Below are 20,794 nucleotides of genomic sequence, written 5' to 3'. Positions count from 1 at the left end.
CGCCGTCGTGCAAAATGCACGTCGGTAAAAATACTTTTTAAATTAACGGCCAGCCGGACGCGGCTGACCGAATGCGTTATGCGCCCGCCGCCAGCAGCAGGTCTGCTATTGCATCGAAGCCTTTTTCCCGCGCCAGCTCGAGCGGGGTTTTGCCGTATTTATCGGTCATGTGCGGGTTCGCGCCGTGATCCAGCAGCAGCTTCACGATCTCCTGCTGCTTAGCGCCGCCGTCGTTGAGCACGATCGCTTCCAGCAGCGGCGTCCAGCCGACAAAATTGGTGTGGTTAACGTTGATATCGGTTTTTTCCAGCAGCTCGCGGACGATCTCCACGTGCCCTTTTTCACTGGCTGGCGTAATGCCCACGCCGCCAAAGCGCGTCAGGCGGTCAAGATCGGGATTTGCCGGAAGGACAAGGCGCAGCAGGGTGATATCGTTAGTCAGGCAGCTAATCAGGAAGGGGTTAAAGCAGGTCTGATCCTGTTTATCAATATCCGCCCCGGCGGCAATTAATAACGCCACGCAGTCATAATGCTTTTTCAGGCTGGCAATAATAACGGCGGTTCTTTTCTGGCGGTTGGTGGCGTTAATATCCACACCTTTCTCCAGACAGGCTTTTAGCGCATCGCTATTACCCTCTTCTGCCGCCAGCAGAAATTCAGTAACGAGTTCGTTCGCAGACATATTCAGACTCCCGATGTTTTTATTTCTGTTGACCTGAGAATAGCAACAGCCTGGTCATAAAAGAATCCGCTTAAAAATGATTCATCGACAGTCAATTCATTGTTGAGGTAAATTCAATAAACCGGTCAAAACGTGCGTCTGTGCAACCTTTTTCTTATGTTTCCCCGCTTTTTATCGCTTCTGCCTGCATTATGCTTATGTCTGACGAAGCCTTACTGCATGCGGCTTTCGACAAAGAGTCAGAACTGTGATCGGCTTCAAATGCGTTGTAACGACGCTGTTAAAATATGTTCAAAACTGATGGCTGGAGGGAGTGAGATATGAATTCCATCTTTACCGAGGAGAACCTGCTGGCCTTTACTACCGCCGCACGCTTCGGCAGCTTCAGCAAAGCCGCCGCCGAACTGGGGGTAACAACCTCCGCCATCAGCTACACCATTAAGCGCATGGAGACCGGGCTGGACGTGGTGCTGTTCGTCCGCAGCACGCGCAGCATCGAGCTGACCGAGTCCGGATTTTACTTTTATCGTAAGGCCACCGACCTTCTTAACGACTTTCACGCCATCAAGCGCGGGATTGACACCATTTCTCAGGGCATTGAGGCGCGGGTGCGCATCTGTATCAACCAGCTTTTGTATACCCCACGCCACACGGCGCGGCTGCTACAGGTGCTGAAAAAGCAGTTTCCCACCTGTCAGATCACCGTGACCACCGAGGTCTACAACGGCGTCTGGGACTCCATCATCAACAACCAGGCCAACATCGCGATTGGCGCGCCGGACACGCTGCTGGACGGCGGCGGGATTGATTACACCGAGATCGGCGCCATTCGCTGGGTGTTTGCCATCGCGCCGGAACACCCGCTGGCGTTCACCCCGGAGCCAATAGCGGAAAGCCAGCTGCGCCTGTATCCCAACATCATGGTGGAAGATACCGCGCATACCATTAACAAAAAGGTCGGCTGGCTGCTGCACGGACAGGAGGCGATTCTGGTCCCGGACTTTAACACCAAATGTCAGTGTCAGATCCTGGGCGAAGGGATTGGCTTTTTGCCGGAATACATGGCCCGCGAGGCGGTAGAAGCGGGGCTGCTGGTCACCCGACGGATTAATAACCCGCGTCAGGATTCGCGCATGCTGCTCGCCACGCAGCATGCCGCAACCGGCCAGGTCACGCGGTGGATCAAGCAGCAGTTTGGTCCTGCGGGGGTGCTGACCGATATCTATAGCGATTTACTGTGGCGCGCCTAGCTTTTGCTTTGTACCCAAAATGCGTGAATGAGGCCGGGGAAGTAGCCCAGCAGCGTCAGAAGAATGTTGATAATAAACGCCCAGCCAAACCCTTTGCCCAACAGCACGCCCAGCGGCGGTATAAGGATCGTAAAAACAATACGCCAAAATCCCATATAAACACTCCGTTCAGTCTAATCCATTGAAAATAATAAAGAGAACGCTGTAAGCATAGCCAGTTTATTCGTCTGTACCAGTTCCGGGCCTCGCGTTTACCCTCTTTTACGCTTTAGACGCTGGTTTAATGCATCGAATTAGTTTAGCATTTACTTAATTAAGTAAATGCTAAACTATTATGACCCAACTCGAACAGCTTCAGGCCAGCGCCGGGCAGGCCGCCACACTCTTAAAAGCGATGAGCAACCCCCGTCGGCTGCTGATCCTCTGCACCCTGTGCGGAGCGCCCGGCACCAGCGCGGGGGAGCTTGCGCGAGCAACGGGGCTTAGCGCGTCCGCTACGTCTCAGCATCTGGCGCGCATGCGTGAGGAAGGGCTTATCGACAGCACCCGCGACGCGCAGCGCATTCTCTATTCCATAAAAAACGATGCGGTACATCAGCTTATCAGCACCCTGAAAACCCTTTATTGCCCGTAAGGAGCCGCCATGTCACTTCCTCTTCTTTCACCGCGCCAGGCCAATGCCCGGGTCGCTGAAGGCGCAAAACTGATTGATATTCGTGATGCCGATGAGTACGCCCGCGAGCATATCCCCGCCGCGCGGTCCGTGCCGCTGGATACCTTACCCGGCGCACTTAACGCGCAGGCGGGCGATACGGTGATTTTTCACTGTCAGTCCGGCGCCCGGACGTCGGGGAATGCCGAACGCCTGGCTCAGGCCGCCGCACCCGCAGAGGCATTTGTGGTCGAGGGGGGGATTCAGGGCTGGAAGCAGGCGGGGCTGCCAACCGTCGAAGACAAATCCCAGCCGCTGCCGCTAATGCGTCAGGTGCAAATTGCCGCCGGGCTGTTGATACTCTGCGGCGTGGTGCTGGGCTATAGCGTCTCCAGCGGCTTTTTCCTGCTCAGCGGTTTTGTCGGAGCCGGGCTGCTGTTCGCCGGTGTGACGGGCTTTTGCGGCATGGCGCGACTGCTCAAGGTGATGCCATGGAACCGGCGTACCTCATAAGCAGTAATCGGTGAATTACGCTGTACCCGGCGTCATGCGTGGGCTAAGGTGAAGATCGCTAAAACGATGAGGAGGTAATATGTTTTCTGTCGGTGATTATGTGCAACCGCGTAAAGGCGGCCCGAAACTGAAAGTGCTCGAAGTGAACGGTGACAGTATTGTGGCGGTCCAGGCCAGCAATGAGCAAGGCGAGAAATATACGCTGAAAGCCGCCGATGTGGCGCCTTATACCGAAGAAGGCGATTTCGGCGTCTGCTGAACAGTCAGCCGGGCGGCGTGTTCCGCCCGGCTCATCCGTTAGATCAGAAAATCATCCAGTGATTTACCGTCTGCCAGCGCGCTGGCGATAGGCTTCGGCGTGCGGCCCTGGCCGGTCCACGTTTTCTCTTCGCCGTTCTGGTCAATAAAGCGATATTTTGCTTCACGCGGCTTACGCTTTTTCGCTGGCTTACCCGCCTGCGCCAGTTCAGAACCCAGCAGGTCAGTCGGGGAAATACCATCGGCTTTCATCCGCTCCAGCAGAGCATTAATTTTTTCCTGCTGCTCAGCACGCTGCTGCTCTAATTCCGTCAGCTCGCTGCGTTTCTCTTCAGTAACGACCCTGACCTTTTCCAGCATTTCCTCAAGAACGTCCAGGGATAATTCACGCGCCATGGCGCGCAGGGTTCGGATATTATTAAGATTCTGTAACGTCAAAGACATATTATTTGGAAACCTTTTCTTTGGGGGATAAATAGATAAATCGCCGACAGAATAATTCATTTGAGTTGAAATATCTACCCAAGGGTCCGTACGGGCGTCGGTGTAAATATATTTAGAGCTCATTGTTAATAATAGCGCAAGGTGCTGGCAGGACACCGGTGAATCCAATCATCCCTATTAATATAAATGGCTAAGCTTAATCCAAATCACAGCATACTCACCCGCCATCAGGTGTAAATGCCTGCTTCTCGCCACCTATAAAATCAAGTTATTGATTTTAATATAAAAATTATCAAACGAGACAGATTATAACGATCGGAACAAAAAACGAACAACTTTAGAGAATTTTGTGGACAAAAGGCGATTAAATAAAAATTAATCACTAGTTGTTAGTTCAAACTCAGAGATATACGCTATACACGTCAAACAAACCAACCTAAAGCACTAACCGATGAAGGAAAATCGTTTCTTTTGTGTTCTTCTCAAGGAGTTCAGACATGTTCTCGCCGCAATCTCGCCTGCGCCACGCGGTGGCGGATACTTTCGCGATGGTTGTTTACTGTTCCGTCGTGAACATGCTGATCGAAATATTCCTCTCCGGAATGTCCTTCGAGCAGTCGCTTTCTTCTCGTCTGGTGGCGATCCCGGTCAATATTATTATTGCATGGCCTTACGGTTTATACCGCGATGCGGTAATGCGTTTCGCGCGTCGTATCAGTCCTGCAGGCTGGGTGAAAAACCTCGCAGACGTTCTGGCGTATGTGACGTTCCAGTCACCGGTTTACGTGGCCATTCTCCTGACTGTCGGTGCAGACTGGCACCAGATCGCTGCGGCGGTGAGTTCGAATATTGTCATTTCGATGTTGATGGGAGCCGTTTACGGCTATTTCCTCGACTACTGCCGCCGCCTGTTTAAGGTCAGCCAGTACAGCCAGGCAAAAGCGTGATGTGAAGCGACTGGCGCACGCCAGTCGCGGATTTACTGTACGTCGCCAAACAGTCCCTTCAAAAATCGCTCCAGCGCCATACGCGAACTGAAACCGTGCGGAATACCATAATGCTCGTGCCGTTCACCGCCTAAATAGAGCGGAAATTGCTGATAATGATCGCAGGTTTTAATATCCGAGGCAGGCTCAGCAAATGACAGACTTCTGTCTTTCAGCGTCGGATGAATAATGAGAGCAGTGCGTCCCATTCTTGCTTCGCGATTAACATAAACATAATTCTCGCCGCGGCGATATCCATACGCTTTTGGCGTCACCTCATCCATGGTGAATCCCTCTTTTTCAAGAACGCGTGCCACCTCGTCAGGTCGTAAATACATATCTTTTCCTCGTTATCTTTTCCTGCCCGGCAACCTTACAGTATTCAGCAATAGCAGGGCTTTCAGAATAGTCCATAAACTGCCGGATAACGCGTGATACGCTTCAGATATTAAATTTCTGAACTAAACTGAACGGGAACACAAAATTACGGAGGATCGTATGTTTAACAGACCGAACCGAAACGATATTAATGACGACGCTCAGGATATTCGTAATGATGTCAGCCAATTAGCGGACACGCTGGAAGAGGTGCTGAAGTCCTGGGGAAGTGACGCGAAGGACGAAGCGGATGCCGCAAAGCGTAAGGCTCAGTCTCTGCTCCGTGAAACTCGCGCCCGCATGAACGGACGTTCACGCGCCACGCAGGCAGCCTGCGATATGGCAAGCTGTGCTACGACCTTCGTGCGTGAAAAACCGCTATGTACTCTGGGAACCGTCGCGGCGGTCGGCATCTTCGTCGGTGCCCTGCTTAGCCTGCGTAAATAAGCCCGCGTTTTCTGCCCCGGCAGCCTCAGGCGCCGGGGCTTTTTTATACCCGTTAGCCTGAAAAACCCGTACAGCCTGCCCTGCCCCGCTGTGCTCATCACAGGGGCGATATCAATCTAAATTTCCCATATCTTGTATGGTTGAAACTTAAGACAACTACATCTAGTATTCCTTTTAGCAAGATACACACAACTGACGCGATGTTTCGCGCCGCTCCCTCATTTTAAATGGAAATACGAATCATGAGCATTATTATTTACACTCGTAACGATTGTGTTCAGTGCCACGCGACCAAACGGGCGATGGAAAGCCGCGGCGTGGCGTTTGAGACGGTGAATATTGACCAGCAGCCCGAGGCCGCCGATACCCTTCGCGCGCAGGGTTTCCGTCAGCTTCCGGTGGTGGTGGCCGGGGAGACCAGCTGGTCCGGCTTCCGCCCGGACATGATCAACCGCATCGCCGCGCAGGCCGTACGGGCATGAGCAGACTGGTGTTCTTCTCCAGCAGCTCGGAAAACACGCTCCGTTTTATTGAGCGCGTCGGGCTGCCTGCGGTGCGCATTCCGCTGAACGAGCGGGAGCGGATCCGGGTAGAGGAGCCTTACATTCTGGTGGTGCCCAGCTATGGCGGAGGCGGTACAGCAGGAGCCGTGCCTCGTCAGGTGATCCGCTTTCTGAACGATCCTCATAACCGCGGGCTCATCCGCGGCGTTATCGCAGCGGGGAATCGCAATTTCGGCGATGCCTTTGGCCGCGCCGGGGATGTCATTTCTCAAAAATGCGGCGTGCCGTATCTCTATCGTTTTGAGCTGATGGGGACACAGCAGGACGTCGAAAACGTGCGTAAAGGAGTGAACGAATTTTGGCAACGACAACCGCAGAACGGGTGATTCAGGCGACACCGGATTACCACGCATTAAACGCGATGCTTAACCTCTACGATCGGGAGGGGCGCATCCAGTTCGATAAAGATCGTGAGGCGGTGGACGCCTTTTTTGCCGCCCACGTGCGGCCCAACAGCGTGACCTTTGCGAGCCAGCATGAACGTCTCGACTATCTGGTTAACGAGGGCTACTACGAAGAACGCGTGCTGACCCGCTACGACCGCGCCTTTGTGGTGAAGCTGTTTGAGCGCGCCCACGCCAGCGGCTTTCGTTTCCAGACCTTCCTCGGCGCGTGGAAGTACTACACCAGCTACACCCTGAAGACCTTTGACGGTAAACGCTACTTAGAAAGCTTTGAAGATCGCGTGGCAATGGTGGCGCTGACCCTGGCGCAGGGCGATGAAGCGCTGGCGGAGCGGCTCGCCGACGAGATCCTCTCCGGCCGCTTCCAGCCCGCCACGCCGACCTTTCTCAACTGCGGCAAAGCCCAGCGCGGCGAACTGGTCTCCTGCTTCCTGCTGCGTATCGAAGACAATATGGAGTCAATTGGCCGCGCGGTGAACTCGGCGCTACAGCTTTCCAAACGCGGCGGCGGCGTGGCGTTTCTGCTCTCGAACCTGCGTGAAGCGGGCGCGCCGATCAAGCGCATCGAAAACCAGTCCTCCGGGGTGATCCCGGTGATGAAGATGCTGGAAGATGCGTTCTCCTATGCCAACCAGCTTGGCGCGCGTCAGGGCGCGGGCGCGGTTTACCTGCACGCACATCATCCGGATATTCTGCGTTTTCTCGATACTAAGCGCGAAAACGCCGACGAAAAAATTCGCATCAAAACCCTGTCGCTCGGCGTGGTGATCCCGGATATCACCTTTAAGCTCGCCAAAGAGAATGCCGAGATGGCGCTTTTCTCGCCGTATGATGTTGAGCGAATCTACGGCAAAGCCTTTGGCGACGTGGCCATCAGCGAGCTGTACGACGAGCTGCTGGCCGACGATCGCATCCGCAAAAAAACTATCAACGCCCGCGATTTCTTCCAGACGCTTGCGGAGATCCAGTTTGAGTCCGGCTATCCGTACATCATGTACGAGGACACGGTGAACCGCGCAAACCCGATTGCCGGGCGTATCAACATGAGCAACCTGTGCTCGGAGATTTTGCAGGTCAACAGCGCGTCAACCTACGATGAGAACCTGGATTACGCGGACATCGGCAAGGATATCTCCTGCAACCTCGGGTCGCTGAATATTGCCCACACCATGGATTCCCCCGACTTTGGCCGCACGGTGGAGACCGCCATTCGCGGGCTGACGGCGGTGTCGGACATGAGCCACATCCGCAGCGTACCGTCTATTGAAGCGGGCAACGCCGCGTCGCACGCCATCGGTCTGGGGCAGATGAACCTGCACGGCTATCTGGCGCGGGAAGGCATCGCCTACGGCAGTCCGGAAGGGCTGGATTTCACCAACCTCTATTTTTACACCATTACCTGGCACGCGCTGCACACCTCGATGATGCTGGCGCGCGAGCGCAGCCAGCGGTTCGCGGGCTTTGAGCACTCCCGCTACGCCAGCGGGGAATATTTCAGCCAGTACCTCGAAGGCGAGTGGCAGCCGAAAACCGAAAAAGTGCGCGAACTGTTTGCCCGCGCGGGGATTACCCTGCCGACGCGAGAAATGTGGCAGCAGCTGCGTGACGACGTGATGCGCTACGGCATTTATAACCAGAACCTGCAGGCGGTACCGCCGACCGGATCGATTTCCTACATCAACCACGCCACGTCGAGCATTCACCCGATCGTGTCGAAAATTGAAATTCGCAAAGAAGGTAAAACCGGGCGCGTTTACTACCCTGCCCCGTTTATGACCAATGAGAACCTGGCGCTGTATCAGGACGCGTATGAGATCGGCCCGGAGAAAATTATCGATACCTACGCGGAGGCGACAAAACATGTCGATCAGGGGCTGTCGCTGACGCTGTTCTTCCCGGACACCGCCACCACGCGGGATATCAACAGGGCGCAGATCTACGCCTGGAAGAAAGGCATCAAAACGCTTTACTACATTCGCCTGCGCCAGCTTGCGCTGGAAGGCACCGAAATTGAAGGCTGCGTGTCCTGCGCGCTGTAAGGAGAAAGGATGAAACTGTCACGCGTGAGTGCCGTTAACTGGAACAAAATCCAGGACGATAAAGACCTGGAGGTATGGAACCGCCTGACCAGCAACTTCTGGCTGCCGGAAAAGGTTCCGCTCTCCAACGATATTCCGGCCTGGCAAACGCTGAGCCACGCTGAACAACAGCTGACGATCCGCGTCTTTACCGGCCTGACGCTGCTGGACACCATTCAGAATACCGTGGGAGCGCCCGCGCTGATAAGTGATGCGCTGACGCCGCACGAAGAGGCGGTGATGTCGAACATCAGCTTTATGGAGGCGGTGCACGCCCGCTCCTACAGCTCGATTTTTTCGACGCTCTGCCAGACCAAAGACGTGGACGCAGCCTACGCCTGGAGTGAAGAGAGTGAGTCATTACAGAGAAAGGCGGAGCTTGTTCTGGAATATTACCGGGCCGACGAGCCGCTGAAGAAAAAGATCGCCAGCGTATTCCTGGAATCCTTCCTCTTCTATTCCGGCTTCTGGCTGCCCATGTACTGGTCGAGCCGGGGCAAGCTCACCAACACCGCCGATTTGATTCGGCTCATCATTCGTGATGAAGCGGTGCACGGGTATTATATCGGCTATAAGTATCAGAAAGGGCTGGAGAAAGTCAGCGAGGCGAAGCGCGAGGAGCTTAAAGGCTTTGCGCTCGATTTGCTGATGGATCTGTACGACAACGAGCTGAGCTATACGGAGGAACTCTACGCCGGTACCGGCTGGGAAAAAGACGTGAAGGCCTTCCTCTGCTACAACGCCAACAAGGCGCTGATGAACCTGGGTTACGACGCGCTGTTCCCGCCGGAGATGGCGGAGGTGAACCCGGCTATTCTGGCCGCGCTGTCGCCCAATGCTGACGAAAACCACGATTTCTTCTCGGGATCTGGCTCGTCGTACGTGATGGGCAAAGCGGTGGAAACCGAGGATGAAGACTGGGATTTTTAATGAACGCTAACGTTCGTTAATTTAATATAAACCCAACAACTCCCTCTCTAATATTTACCAAACAACTACACTGTAATTTCCACGTCATATTCGCCTGAATCATTCCGATTCAGGTGAAATTTCCCGATGCAGCAGCAAAAAATTGAGAAAAATTCAAACTGCCCTCAGCCCTTTATTCATGGGAAATTCAGCCGTTTCGCTTACTCCAAAATTCCGCCCTTAGCCCGACGCAGGGTTGTCTCAGATTCTCAGTATGTTAGGGTTATGCCCGTTAACAATTTACCATGGTAATCATATCGGCATAAACAAATAACAGGACACTCTCTATTGCATGGCAATTAAATTAGAAGTGAAAAATCTTTATAAAGTATTTGGCGAGCACCCGCAGCGCGCATTCAAATATATTGAGAAAGGCCTTACGAAAGAGCAAATTCTGGAAAAAACCGGGCTATCGCTTGGCGTTAAAGACGCCAGTCTGGCCATTGAAGAAGGCGAGATTTTTGTCATCATGGGGTTATCCGGTTCAGGTAAATCCACTATGGTTCGCCTTCTCAATCGCCTGATTGAACCCACCCGCGGACAGGTGCTGATTGACGGCGTGGATATCGCCAGAATATCAGACGCAGAGCTTCGCGAGGTGCGCAGAAAGAAGATTGCAATGGTGTTCCAGTCATTCGCGCTGATGCCGCACATGACGGTGCTGGATAATACCGCTTTCGGCATGGAATTAGCCGGCACGCCGGCTCAGGAACGTCAGGAAAAAGCCCTTGATGCACTGCGTCAGGTCGGGCTGGAAAATTATGCGCATGCGTACCCGGATGAACTTTCCGGCGGTATGCGTCAGCGCGTAGGATTAGCCCGTGCATTAGCCATTAATCCAGACATATTATTAATGGATGAAGCCTTCTCCGCCCTCGATCCGTTAATTCGCACCGAGATGCAGGATGAGCTGGTAAAATTACAGGCTAAACATCAGCGAACGATTGTCTTTATTTCCCACGATCTGGATGAAGCCATGCGTATTGGCGACCGCATTGCCATTATGCAAAACGGTGAAGTGGTGCAGGTCGGCACGCCGGATGAAATCCTCAATAACCCGGCGAACGATTATGTGCGCACCTTCTTCCGCGGCGTGGATATTAGCCAGGTCTTTAGCGCCAAAGATATTGCCCGTCGAACGCCAAACGGCATTATCCGTAAAACGCCAGGCTTCGGCCCCCGCTCCGCGCTGAAGCTGCTGCAGGACGAAGACCGTGAATACGGTTATCTGGTTGAACGCGGCAATAAATTTGTTGGCGTTGTCTCCATCGACTCCCTGAAAACGGCTCTGACAGAGAACCAGGGAATCGATGCGGCGTTAATTGACGCTCCGCTTGCCGTGGACGCCGAAACGCCGCTCAGCGAGTTGCTCTCTCACGTGGGCCAGGCGCCTTGCGCCGTGCCGGTCGTGGGTGAGGAACAACAGTACGTCGGCATCATCTCAAAACGGATGCTGCTGCAGGCTTTAGATCGCGAGGGGGCAAACAATGACCGATCAATCTAACCCGTGGGGCACCACCGAAGCAGCGGACAGCGCTGCGCAATCTGCCGACGCCTGGGGTTCCGCGCCAGCGCCGACCGATGGCGGCGGTGCGGCAGACTGGCTCAACAGCGCACCCGCGCCTGCGCCAGAACACTTCAACATTATGGATCCGTTCCACAAAACGCTGATCCCGCTGGACAGCTGGGTCACGGAGGGGATCGACTGGGTGGTCACCCACTTCCGTCCGGTCTTCCAGGGGATCCGCGTCCCGGTGGATTACATCCTGAACGGCTTCCAGCAGCTGATGCTGGGCATGCCGGCGCCGGTGGCGATTATCCTGTTCTCCCTGATCGCCTGGCAGTTCGGTAGCGCGGGCATGGGGGTCGCCACGCTGATTTCGCTGATTGCCATCGGCGCGATTGGCGCGTGGTCGCAGGCGATGATCACCCTGGCGCTGGTGCTGACCGCTCTACTCTTCTGCATTGTCATCGGCCTGCCGATGGGGATCTGGCTGGCGCGCAGCCCGCGAGCGGCGAAGATTATTCGTCCGCTGCTGGATGCAATGCAGACCACCCCGGCATTCGTCTATCTGGTGCCTATCGTGATGCTGTTCGGCATCGGCAACGTGCCGGGCGTGGTGGTCACCATTATCTTTGCCCTGCCGCCGATTATTCGTCTGACCATTCTGGGGATTAACCAGGTGCCTGCGGACCTGATCGAAGCGTCCCGCTCGTTCGGCGCCAGCCCGCGCCAGATGCTGTTTAAGGTTCAGCTTCCTCTGGCGATGCCGACCATCATGGCGGGCGTCAACCAGACGCTGATGCTGGCTCTTTCGATGGTCGTCATTGCCTCGATGATCGCCGTTGGCGGACTGGGCCAGATGGTGCTGCGCGGTATTGGCCGTCTCGACATGGGGCTGGCGACCGTCGGCGGCGTCGGCATTGTGATCCTCGCCATTATCCTTGACCGCCTGACCCAGGCCGTCGGTCGTGATTCACGCAGTCGCGGCAACCGTCGCTGGTATACCACCGGCCCTGTCGGGTTACTCACCCGCCCTTTCACGAAGTCAAAATAAGGAACAACGATGCGACATAACGTACTTTTTGCCACAGCGTTTGCCACCCTTGTCTCCACCAGCGCGTTTGCGGCTGACCTGCCGGGTAAAGGCATTACCGTGCAGCCGGTGCAGAGCACCATTTCGGAAGAGAGCTTCCAGACGCTGATCGTCAGCCGCGCGCTGGAGAAGCTGGGCTATACGGTTAATACCCCGAGCGAAGTGGATTACAACGTGGGCTATACCTCGATTGCCTCCGGTGACGCCACCTTTACCGCCGTCAACTGGCAGCCGCTGCACGACGACATGTATGCCGCCGCCGGTGGCGACAAGAAATTCTATCGCGAAGGCACCTTCGTGACGGGTGCGGCGCAGGGGTATCTGATCGACAAAAAAACTGCCGATAAGTACCACATAACCAACATTGAACAGCTGAAAGATCCGAAGATCGCCAAACTGTTCGACACCAACGGTGACGGCAAGGCCGACATGATGGGCTGCTCGCCGGGCTGGGGCTGTGAAGCGGTGATTAACCACCAGAACAAAGCGTTCGATCTGGCGAAAACGGTCGACGTGAGCCACGGCAACTATTCAGCGATGATGGCCGACACCATTGCCCGCTTTAAAGAGGGTAAACCGGTGATCTACTACACCTGGACGCCGTACTGGGTGAGCGACGTGCTAAAGCCGGGAAAAGACGTGGTGTGGCTGCAGGTGCCGTTCTCCTCCCTTCCGGGCGAGCAGAAGGATATCGACACCAAACTGCCGAACGGCATGAACTACGGCTTCCCGGTGAACACCATGCATATCGTGGCCAACAAAGCCTGGGCGGAGAAAAACCCGGCGGCGGCGAAGCTGTTCTCGGTAATGAAGCTGCCGCTGGCGGACATCAATGCCCAGAACGCGATGATGCATGCGGGCAAATCGTCTGAAGCGGATGTGAAAGGCCACGTGGACGGCTGGATCAAAGCCCACCAGCAGCAGTTCGACGGCTGGGTGAAAGAGGCGCTTGAAGCGCAGAAGTAAAGGACTTAGCCCTCTCCCCGTGGGAGAGGGCTAGGATGAGGGGATCAACCGCACCCAACCTAAACCGCACAATACATCACCCAACAATCCCCCAACTTTCACAATCATTAGCTATTATGGTTTCCGGAAAAATAATCACTCAACTAACGATTCCTGAAACTAATGACAAAAACAACTCAAGGGCTTAGCCCCGCACTCATCCTTTTAATGTCCGTGGCAACGGGTCTGGCAGTCGCCAGCAACTATTACGCGCAGCCTCTTCTCGACACCATCGCCCGCGCGTTCAATCTCTCCGCCAGCTCCGCAGGCTTTATCGTCACCGCTGCCCAGCTAGGCTATGCCGCCGGGCTGCTGTTCCTGGTGCCGCTCGGCGATATGTTTGAACGCCGAATGCTGATTGTCTCCATGACCCTGCTGGCCGCCGGTGGGATGCTGATCACCGCCAGCAGCCAGTCGCTGACGATGATGATTATCGGTACCGCGCTAACGGGGCTGTTCTCCGTGGTGGCGCAAATCCTGGTCCCGCTCGCCGCGACCCTCGCCTCTCCGGAAAAACGCGGCAAGGTGGTGGGCACCATCATGAGCGGCCTGCTGCTGGGGATTTTGCTGGCGCGTACCGTTGCAGGGCTGCTGGCAAGCCTCGGCGGCTGGCGCACCGTATACTGGGTGGCGAGCGTGCTGATGGTCGTCATGGCGCTGGCGCTGTGGCGCGGGCTGCCAAAAGTGAAGCAGGAAAACCACCTGAACTATCCTCAGCTGCTGGCCTCCGTTTTCAGCCTGTTCACCCAGGACAAGCTTCTGCGCACCCGCGCCCTGCTGGGCTGTTTCACCTTCGCTAACTTCAGCATCCTGTGGACGTCGATGGCGTTTCTGCTGGCCGCGCCGCCGTTTAATTATTCCGAAGGGGTGATTGGCCTGTTCGGCCTGGCCGGCGCCGCAGGCGCACTGGGCGCGCGTCCCGCTGGCGGGCTGGCCGACAAGGGCAAATCCCACCTGACCACCTCTGCAGGGCTGGTTTTACTTCTGCTCTCCTGGGCGGCGATCTGGTACGGACACATCTCGGTGCTGGCGCTGATCGTCGGTATCCTGGTGCTCGATCTCACCGTTCAGGGCGTTCACATCACCAATCAGACCGTCATCTATCGCGTGAAGCCAGAGGCGCGTAACCGCCTGACGGCCGGATACATGACCAGCTACTTCATCGGCGGCGCGGCGGGTTCACTCATTTCAGCGTCGGCGTGGCAGCATGCGGGCTGGTCGGGGGTATGCGCGATAGGGGCCATCGTCGCTACCCTCAACCTGCTAGTATGGTGGCGCGGTTATCACCGTCAGGATGCAATTAACTAACATTTACATTGAGTTGGCCTCTTAGGGTGTTAAGAGGCCCATCACTCTGTTAATGTAAACGTAATCATTTATCCCAGAAATTTTAATGTGGGTGACATATTTACAATCGGCATGAATAGTTCAGACCCCCGTCCTCACATCCTCTCTCTAGCGGGTTCACACCCTACGCTTTCTGTGCTCACCGGGTCACGGACTTACCCGGCGCTTTCTGACGGTGACATAAATTTGGCGGATATAACCGCACAAATAATTCATTTACATTATTTGTCACTGTCGTTACTATATCGGCTGTAATTAATGAGGTTATGCCCAAATGGATAGTTCGTTTACGCCCATTGAACAAATGCTTAAATTCCGCGCCAGTCGCCATGAGGACTTCCCGTATCAGGAAATCCTGCTGACTCGCCTGTGCATGCACATGCAGGGTAAGCTACTGGAAAACCGTAATAAAATGCTGAAAGCTCAAGGGATTAACGAGACGTTGTTTATGGCGTTGATTACGCTGGAGTCTCAGGAAAATCACAGCATTCAGCCTTCCGAACTGAGCTGCGCGCTGGGCTCCTCCCGTACCAATGCGACCCGTATTGCCGATGAACTCGAAAAGCGCGGCTGGATTGAGCGCCGTGAAAGCGACAACGATCGCCGCTGCCTGCATCTGCAACTGACCGATAAAGGTCACCAGTTCCTGCGCGAGGTGCTGCCACCTCAGCACAATTGCCTGCACAAACTCTGGTCTGCCCTCAGCACCGCCGAGCGCGATCAGCTTGAGCACATCACTCGCAAGCTGCTCACCCGTCTGGACCAGATGGATGAAGACGGCGCCGTTCTTGAGGCGCTGCGCTAACGCGACGACACGCTCACCATTCCAGATTCATAAGAAAACCGACAGGCCAGCACGTCACAGTGCTGGCCTTTCTGACAACAGGTCGGCTCAGCCGATGTGAAAATAAGAAGATCGTGGAGAACAACAATGAGCGCAAATGCGGAGAGCACTACCCCGCAGCAACCGGCCAACAAGAAAGGCAAACGTAAGAGCGCCCTTCTTCTGTTGACCTTGCTCTTTATCATTATTGCCGTGGCATATGGGATCTATTGGTTTTTAGTACTGCGTCATGCTGAAGAGACTGACGACGCGTACGTGGCAGGGAACCAGGTACAAATTATGGCGCAGGTGTCGGGCAGCGTGACGAAAGTCTGGGCTGACAATACCGACTTTGTGCAAAAAGGCGATGTGTTGGTGACCCTCGATCCCACCGACGCCCAGCAGGCGTTTGAAAAAGCACAGACCGCGCTGGCCTCCAGCGTCCGTCAGACCCGCCAGCTGATGATCAACAGCAAGCAGCTGCAGGCCAACATCGACGTGCAGAAAACGGCGCTGGCGCAGGCGCAGAGCGACCTGAACCGCCGCGTGCCGCTCGGCACCGCCAACCTGATTGGCCGTGAAGAGCTGCAGCACGCCCGCGACGCCGTTGCCAGCGCTCAGGCACAGCTGGATGTAGCCATTCAACAGTACAACGCCAACCAGGCGATGGTGCTGGGCACTAGTCTGGAAAACCAGCCTGCCGTACAGCAGGCGGCGACCGAAGTGCGCAACGCGTGGCTTGCCCTGCAGCGTACCAAAATCGTCAGCCCGATGACCGGCTATGTCTCCCGTCGTTCCGTCCAGCCAGGGGCGCAGATTAGCCCAACCACGCCGCTGATGGCGGTCGTGCCGGCAGACAATCTGTGGGTAGACGCCAACTTTAAAGAGACGCAGCTTGCCCATATGCGTATCGGCCAGAGCGCGACGGTTGTCAGCGACATCTATGGCGATGACGTGAAGTACACCGGTAAAGTAGTCGGCCTGGACATGGGGACCGGCAGCGCCTTCTCCCTGTTGCCTGCGCAAAACGCCACCGGTAACTGGATCAAAGTGGTTCAGCGTCTGCCCGTGCGTATTGAGCTGGATGCCAAACAGCTGGCGGATCACCCGCTGCGTATCGGCCTCTCAACGCTAGTGACGGTCGACACCGCCAACCGCGACGGTCAGATCCTGGCAAGCCAGGTGCGAAGCAGCCCGGCTTATGAAAGTAACGCCCGTGAAATTAGCCTCGATCCGGTCAACAAGCTGATCGATGACATCGTGAAGGCAAACGCCGGTTAATCCGAAGGTGAGCGTTATGCAACAGCAAAAGCCGCAAAAACCGCTGGAAGGCGCGCAGCTGGTCATCATGACCATCGCGCTGTCGCTGGCGACATTCATGCAGGTGCTGGACTCCACCATCGCGAACGTGGCGATCCCGACCATCGCCGGTAACCTTGGCTCGTCGCTGAGCCAGGGGACCTGGGTCATTACCTCGTTTGGGGTGGCAAACGCCATCTCCATTCCGATTACCGGCTGGCTGGCAAAGCGCGTCGGTGAAGTGAAGCTGTTCCTCTGGTCAACGGTATTGTTCGTTCTTGCCTCCTGGGCGTGCGGCATGTCCAGCAGCCTGACGATGCTGATTTTCTTCCGCGTCATTCAGGGGATTGTCGCCGGGCCGCTGATCCCGCTGTCGCAGAGCTTACTGCTGAACAACTACCCGCCCGCCAAGCGCTCGATTGCGCTGGCGCTGTGGTCGATGACCGTAATTGTCGCGCCGATTTGCGGGCCTATCTTAGGCGGCTATATCAGCGACAACTATCACTGGGGCTGGATCTTCTTCATCAACGTACCGATTGGCGCCATCGTGGTAATGCTGACGCTCCAGTCGCTGCGCGGCAGAGAAACCCGGACGGAACAGCGGCGTATCGACGCCATTGGTCTGGCACTGCTGGTTGTCGGCATCGGTAGCCTGCAGGTCATGCTCGACCAGGGCAAAGAGCTGGACTGGTTCAACTCCCGGGAGATCATCATCCTGACGATTGTCGCGGTGGTGTCGCTGAGCTTCCTGATTGTCTGGGAGCTAACGGACGATAACCCGATAGTCGACCTGTCGCTGTTTAAGTCGCGAAACTTCACCATAGGCTGTCTGTGTATCAGCCTCGCCTACATGCTCTACTTCGGCGCGATTGTACTGCTGCCGCAGCTGTTGCAGGAGGTATACGGCTACACCGCAACCTGGGCAGGTTTAGCCTCGGCGCCGGTTGGATTGATTCCTGTTCTGCTGTCGCCGATTATTGGCCGCTTCGCCCACAAGCTCGACATGCGCAGGCTGGTGACGTTCAGCTTTATCATGTATGCCGTTTGCTTTTACTGGCGCGCGTATACGTTCGAACCGGGAATGGACTTTGGCGCGTCCGCGTGGCCGCAGTTTATTCAGGGCTTTGCCGTGGCGTGTTTCTTTATGCCACTGACCACCATCACGCTTTCCGGTTTACCGCCTGAGCGCATGGCGGCCGCATCGAGCCTGTCGAACTTTACGCGAACGCTGGCGGGCTCGATTGGTACGTCGATCACCACCACCCTGTGGACGAACCGTGAATCGATGCACCATGCCCAGCTGACCGAAGCGGTGAACCCGTTCAACCCGAACTCCCGGGAGATGTACAACCAGCTTCAGGGAATGGGTATGACGGAACAGCAGGCGTCAGGGTGGATAGCCCAGCAGATCACCAACCAGGGTCTGATTATATCGGCCAACGAGATTTTCTGGATATCGGCGGGGATCTTTATCGTCCTGCTGGGGCTGGTCTGGTTTGCTAAACCACCGTTTGGCGCCGGTAGCGGCGGCGGTGGCGCGCACTAATTCGCGTTGTCCAGAACGCGACAGCGATTGTCAGTTTCGATAAAGCAGCGCTCCTGAAATCCATTCACGATGGTGAAAAGACAACAGGAGCGCATCATGCTGAACACACCCGCCGACAAGTACCAACCCTATCCCACCCTTTCCCTGCCCGACCGCCGCTGGCCGGAGCAACGCATCACCCGCGCGCCGCGCTGGCTCTCCACCGACTTACGCGACGGCAACCAGGCCCTTGCCGAGCCGATGGACAGCACCCGCAAGCTGCAGTTCTGGGATCTGCTGCTGGGCTGCGGATTCAAAGAAATTGAGGTGGCGTTCCCATCCGCCTCGCAGACTGACTTCAACTTTGTTCGCCAGCTGATTGAAGAGAACCGCATCCCGGATGACGTCACGATTCAGGTATTAACCCAGGCGCGGGAAGATCTCATCCATCGTACTTTCCAATCCCTGCGCGGCGCGAAACAGGCCACCGTCCATCTGTATAACTCCACCGCCCCGCTGTTCCGCCGCCTGGTATTCGGCATGGAAAAAGCGCAAATCGTCGAGCTGGCGACGCGATCCACGCGGCTTATTCGTCAGCTGTGTGAAGAGAACCCGGACACCCGCTGGCAGTATGAGTATTCCCCGGAGACCTTCTGCTTTACCGAGCCGGAGTTTGCGCTGGAGATCTGTGAAGCCGTGGCGGAGATCTGGCAGCCGTGCGACGAACGGCCCATGGTGATCAACTTACCGGCCACCGTCGAAGTGAGCACGCCGAACGTCTATGCCGACCAGATCGAGTATTTCTGTCGTCACTTCAGCCGCCGCCGGGATGTCTGCATTAGCGTGCATCCGCATAACGACCGCGGTACCGGCGTCGCCAGCGCCGAGCTGGCCGTGATGGCGGGGGCTGATCGCGTGGAAGGCTGTCTGTTTGGTAACGGTGAGCGCACGGGCAACGTCTGCCTGGTGACGCTGGCGATGAACCTCTACAGCCAGGGCATCAGCCCGAATCTCGACTTTAGCGATATGAACCGGGTCGTGGAAGTGGTGGAAGCCTGCAACCAGCTGCCGGTGCATCCGCGCCACCCGTGGGCCGGACGACTGGCCTATACCGCCTTCTCAGGCTCGCATCAGGACGCGATCAAAAAAGGCTTTGATGCCCGCAGGCCTGGCGATCGCTGGGAGATGCCGTATCTGCCCGTCGATCCACAGGATATCGGCTGCACCTACGAAGCGGTGATCCGCGTGAACAGCCAGTCAGGAAAAAGCGGCAGCGCGTGGCTGATTGAGCAGAATCATGGCCTGAAACTGCCCCGCGCCCTGCAGCAGGATTTCAGCCAGCACGTGCAGCAGGAAACCGATCGCCACGGAAAAGAGATGACGCAAAATGCGCTGTGGCAGCTGTTCCGCACCCGCTACGGCCTGGTCGCCACGCCGCAGTTTGCGCTGCAATCCTACCGCAGCGACAGCCAGCAGGACGGCCAGCTGCGTTTGACGGCAAGCGTCGCTACGCAGGGGGGAACGCGTCAGCTGGAAGGTCAGGGTAACGGTCTGCTCTCCGCCGCCGCTCAGGGCTTAAGCCGCTGGGTCAACGCCCCGTTCGTGATTAAGGATTATCACGAGCATACGTTAGGCGAACGCAGCGACAGCCGCTCGGTGGCCTACATCTGCTGCCTGTTCCAGGACGGCAGCAGCCGCTGGGGCGTAGGCATTGACAGCGACGTGGCGCGCGCGTCGCTTCAGGCGCTTTTAAACGCCGTCAGTCGTTCTTAAAATAATCGCTGGGGGAGACGCCCATCACCCGGCGGAACATCGCCGTAAAGGCGCTGTGGCTGCCGTAACCCAGATCCAGCGCCACGCGCAGTACCGGCTGGCCCTGCGCCAGCCGCACTAAGGCTTCCAGCAGGCGCGCCCGTCTCAGCCACTCGCCGTAGCTTAATCCCGTCTGCTGCTGAAAATGGCGGTTCAGGGTTCGCTCGCTCATGTTCATCATGCTCGCGGCCTGCGCGCCGCTCCAGCTCTCCCCCGCGTTTTGCCGGATTTGCAGACACAGGTGACGTAACGCCTCGCTTTCCGGCTCCGGCAGATGAATCGGCAGCACCGGCATAGTGCGGATTTCATCGAGAATGAGTTCATAGACGCGTTCATCCCGGCTGCCGGGCGAGTACGATTCAGGTAAAGCAAGAGAGACGAGGATCAGCTCGCGCAACAGCGGCGCGATCTGCACGATCTGGCAGGTGGCCGGGAGATCGGCTCGCGCCAGCGGATCGATGAACAGCGTTCGCGCCGCCACGTTGCCGGTGATGCGAAGCGAGTGGCGAGTACCCGCCGGCAGCCAGACGCCGCGGCCAGGCGGTACCACCCAGCAGCCCGAGACGGTATCAACCCGTACCACGCCGCTCAGGATGTGCAACAGCTGCGCGCAGTCGTGCTCATGCCACGGCTCGCTGTCACCATGAACGTAATCATGGGCGAACGGAACGAGGGGACGATGGGTAAAGGAGAACGTTGCGGTTGTGGTCATGGGGTTAAACAACCCTCACCCTACCCTCTCCCGGTGGGAGAGGGAAAAGG

The 20,794-nt window shown here is 56.4% G+C and carries 23 protein-coding genes; 18 read left to right on the top strand and 5 right to left on the bottom strand.

Annotation, left to right across the window (positions count from 1 at the left end; genetic code table 11):
* Positions 1 to 76: 76 nt before the first annotated feature.
* Entirely contained in the window at positions 77 to 682 is a 606-nt protein-coding gene (locus NUX24_RS20645; RefSeq protein ID WP_039263421.1) for an ankyrin repeat domain-containing protein, read from the bottom strand.
* 320 nt (positions 683 to 1,002) lie between these two features.
* Between NUX24_RS20645 and NUX24_RS20640 the strand changes: the two genes are divergently transcribed.
* Positions 1,003 to 1,932 (top strand): LysR substrate-binding domain-containing protein, encoded by a 930-nt coding sequence (locus NUX24_RS20640; RefSeq protein WP_029742057.1) that lies wholly within the window; start codon positions 1,003 to 1,005, stop codon positions 1,930 to 1,932.
* Here NUX24_RS20640 and NUX24_RS20635 read toward each other — a convergent pair.
* Entirely contained in the window at positions 1,929 to 2,087 is a 159-nt protein-coding gene (locus tag NUX24_RS20635; RefSeq protein ID WP_023308917.1) for a YqaE/Pmp3 family membrane protein, read from the bottom strand. The two genes, NUX24_RS20640 and NUX24_RS20635, sit on opposite strands and share 4 nt — an antisense overlap.
* 179 nt (positions 2,088 to 2,266) lie before the next feature.
* On the opposite strand from NUX24_RS20635, the gene NUX24_RS20630 reads away from it, so the two are divergent.
* The 3 genes from NUX24_RS20630 to NUX24_RS20620 all read left to right on the top strand — a co-directional run bounded on the left by NUX24_RS20630 (position 2,267) and on the right by NUX24_RS20620 (position 3,356).
* Entirely contained in the window at positions 2,267 to 2,566 is a 300-nt protein-coding gene (locus tag NUX24_RS20630; protein WP_047650318.1) for a helix-turn-helix transcriptional regulator, read from the top strand.
* Positions 2,567 to 2,575: 9 nt separating this feature from the next.
* Positions 2,576 to 3,097, top strand: a complete 522-nt coding sequence (locus NUX24_RS20625) for a rhodanese family protein (protein WP_064673542.1) — start codon at positions 2,576 to 2,578, stop codon at positions 3,095 to 3,097.
* A gap of 79 nt (positions 3,098 to 3,176) precedes the next feature.
* Positions 3,177 to 3,356: a hypothetical protein gene (locus tag NUX24_RS20620; protein WP_023308920.1), complete on the top strand. Its 180-nt coding sequence runs from the start codon at positions 3,177 to 3,179 to the stop codon at positions 3,354 to 3,356.
* 38 nt (positions 3,357 to 3,394) lie between these two features.
* Here the strand turns inward: NUX24_RS20620 and stpA are convergent, their stop codons facing one another.
* Positions 3,395 to 3,799 (bottom strand): DNA-binding protein StpA, encoded by a 405-nt coding sequence (gene stpA, locus NUX24_RS20615; protein ID WP_033146355.1) that lies wholly within the window; start codon positions 3,797 to 3,799, stop codon positions 3,395 to 3,397.
* A gap of 497 nt (positions 3,800 to 4,296) precedes the next feature.
* Between stpA and alaE the strand changes: the two genes are divergently transcribed.
* Complete coding sequence (alaE, locus tag NUX24_RS20610) at positions 4,297 to 4,746, top strand: L-alanine exporter AlaE (RefSeq protein WP_008502567.1); 450 nt, start codon at positions 4,297 to 4,299, stop codon at positions 4,744 to 4,746.
* A gap of 32 nt (positions 4,747 to 4,778) precedes the next feature.
* On the opposite strand, the gene NUX24_RS20605 is transcribed toward alaE, so the two are convergent.
* Positions 4,779 to 5,123 (bottom strand): DUF2002 family protein, encoded by a 345-nt coding sequence (locus NUX24_RS20605; protein WP_023308923.1) that lies wholly within the window; start codon positions 5,121 to 5,123, stop codon positions 4,779 to 4,781.
* 160 nt (positions 5,124 to 5,283) lie between these two features.
* On the opposite strand from NUX24_RS20605, the gene NUX24_RS20600 reads away from it, so the two are divergent.
* The 13 genes from NUX24_RS20600 (at position 5,284) to leuA (ending at position 19,993) form a co-directional block, all read left to right on the top strand.
* Positions 5,284 to 5,610 (top strand): DUF883 domain-containing protein, encoded by a 327-nt coding sequence (locus NUX24_RS20600; protein WP_023308924.1) that lies wholly within the window; start codon positions 5,284 to 5,286, stop codon positions 5,608 to 5,610.
* 242 nt (positions 5,611 to 5,852) lie between these two features.
* Positions 5,853 to 6,092, top strand: a complete 240-nt coding sequence (nrdH, locus tag NUX24_RS20595; protein ID WP_126329543.1) for a glutaredoxin-like protein NrdH — start codon at positions 5,853 to 5,855, stop codon at positions 6,090 to 6,092.
* Positions 6,089 to 6,499 (top strand): class Ib ribonucleoside-diphosphate reductase assembly flavoprotein NrdI, encoded by a 411-nt coding sequence (gene nrdI, locus NUX24_RS20590; RefSeq protein ID WP_047650315.1) that lies wholly within the window; start codon positions 6,089 to 6,091, stop codon positions 6,497 to 6,499. The genes nrdH and nrdI overlap by 4 nt, the downstream gene beginning before the upstream one ends.
* Positions 6,472 to 8,616 carry a class 1b ribonucleoside-diphosphate reductase subunit alpha gene (gene nrdE / locus NUX24_RS20585; protein WP_257833809.1) on the top strand — a complete coding sequence of 715 codons (2,145 nt, stop codon included), beginning with the start codon at positions 6,472 to 6,474 and terminating at the stop codon, positions 8,614 to 8,616. Before nrdI ends, nrdE begins: the two co-directional genes overlap by 28 nt.
* A gap of 9 nt (positions 8,617 to 8,625) precedes the next feature.
* On the top strand, positions 8,626 to 9,585 hold the full coding sequence (gene nrdF / locus NUX24_RS20580) for a class 1b ribonucleoside-diphosphate reductase subunit beta (RefSeq protein WP_257833807.1): 960 nt from the start codon (positions 8,626 to 8,628) through the stop codon (positions 9,583 to 9,585).
* 331 nt (positions 9,586 to 9,916) lie between these two features.
* Positions 9,917 to 11,128, top strand: coding sequence for a glycine betaine/L-proline ABC transporter ATP-binding protein ProV (gene proV / locus NUX24_RS20575; protein WP_167818907.1), 1,212 nt, complete (start codon positions 9,917 to 9,919; stop codon positions 11,126 to 11,128).
* Entirely contained in the window at positions 11,112 to 12,182 is a 1,071-nt protein-coding gene (gene proW / locus NUX24_RS20570; protein ID WP_047650311.1) for a glycine betaine/L-proline ABC transporter permease ProW, read from the top strand. Before proV ends, proW begins: the two co-directional genes overlap by 17 nt.
* 9 nt (positions 12,183 to 12,191) lie before the next feature.
* On the top strand, positions 12,192 to 13,187 hold the full coding sequence (gene proX / locus NUX24_RS20565) for a glycine betaine/L-proline ABC transporter substrate-binding protein ProX (protein WP_023308931.1): 996 nt from the start codon (positions 12,192 to 12,194) through the stop codon (positions 13,185 to 13,187).
* A gap of 162 nt (positions 13,188 to 13,349) precedes the next feature.
* Positions 13,350 to 14,534 (top strand): MFS transporter, encoded by a 1,185-nt coding sequence (locus NUX24_RS20560; protein ID WP_257833805.1) that lies wholly within the window; start codon positions 13,350 to 13,352, stop codon positions 14,532 to 14,534.
* A gap of 313 nt (positions 14,535 to 14,847) precedes the next feature.
* The gene (gene mprA, locus NUX24_RS20555) at positions 14,848 to 15,378 is read left to right on the top strand and encodes a transcriptional repressor MprA (protein ID WP_023308933.1); all 531 of its coding nucleotides are present in this window, start codon (positions 14,848 to 14,850) and stop codon (positions 15,376 to 15,378) included.
* A gap of 126 nt (positions 15,379 to 15,504) precedes the next feature.
* Positions 15,505 to 16,677 (top strand): multidrug efflux MFS transporter periplasmic adaptor subunit EmrA, encoded by a 1,173-nt coding sequence (emrA, locus tag NUX24_RS20550; protein ID WP_023308934.1) that lies wholly within the window; start codon positions 15,505 to 15,507, stop codon positions 16,675 to 16,677.
* Between the two features lie 16 nt (positions 16,678 to 16,693).
* Positions 16,694 to 18,241 (top strand): multidrug efflux MFS transporter permease subunit EmrB, encoded by a 1,548-nt coding sequence (gene emrB / locus NUX24_RS20545; protein ID WP_045357562.1) that lies wholly within the window; start codon positions 16,694 to 16,696, stop codon positions 18,239 to 18,241.
* Positions 18,242 to 18,337: 96 nt separating this feature from the next.
* A complete protein-coding gene (gene leuA, locus NUX24_RS20540; RefSeq protein ID WP_257833804.1) occupies positions 18,338 to 19,993 on the top strand; it encodes a 2-isopropylmalate synthase in 1,656 nt (551 codons plus the stop codon).
* On the opposite strand, the gene NUX24_RS20535 is transcribed toward leuA, so the two are convergent.
* Positions 19,980 to 20,744 (bottom strand): helix-turn-helix domain-containing protein, encoded by a 765-nt coding sequence (locus tag NUX24_RS20535; RefSeq protein WP_257833803.1) that lies wholly within the window; start codon positions 20,742 to 20,744, stop codon positions 19,980 to 19,982. The genes leuA and NUX24_RS20535 overlap by 14 nt on opposite strands.
* Between the last annotated feature and the right edge of the window lie 50 nt (positions 20,745 to 20,794).

This window comes from Enterobacter sp. HG048, assembly GCF_024702055.1.
Classification (GTDB): Bacteria; Pseudomonadota; Gammaproteobacteria; order Enterobacterales; family Enterobacteriaceae; genus Enterobacter; species Enterobacter dykesii.
The sequence above is the reverse complement of the archived record's forward strand: the minus strand, read 5'-3'. Positions and strand labels throughout refer to the sequence as shown.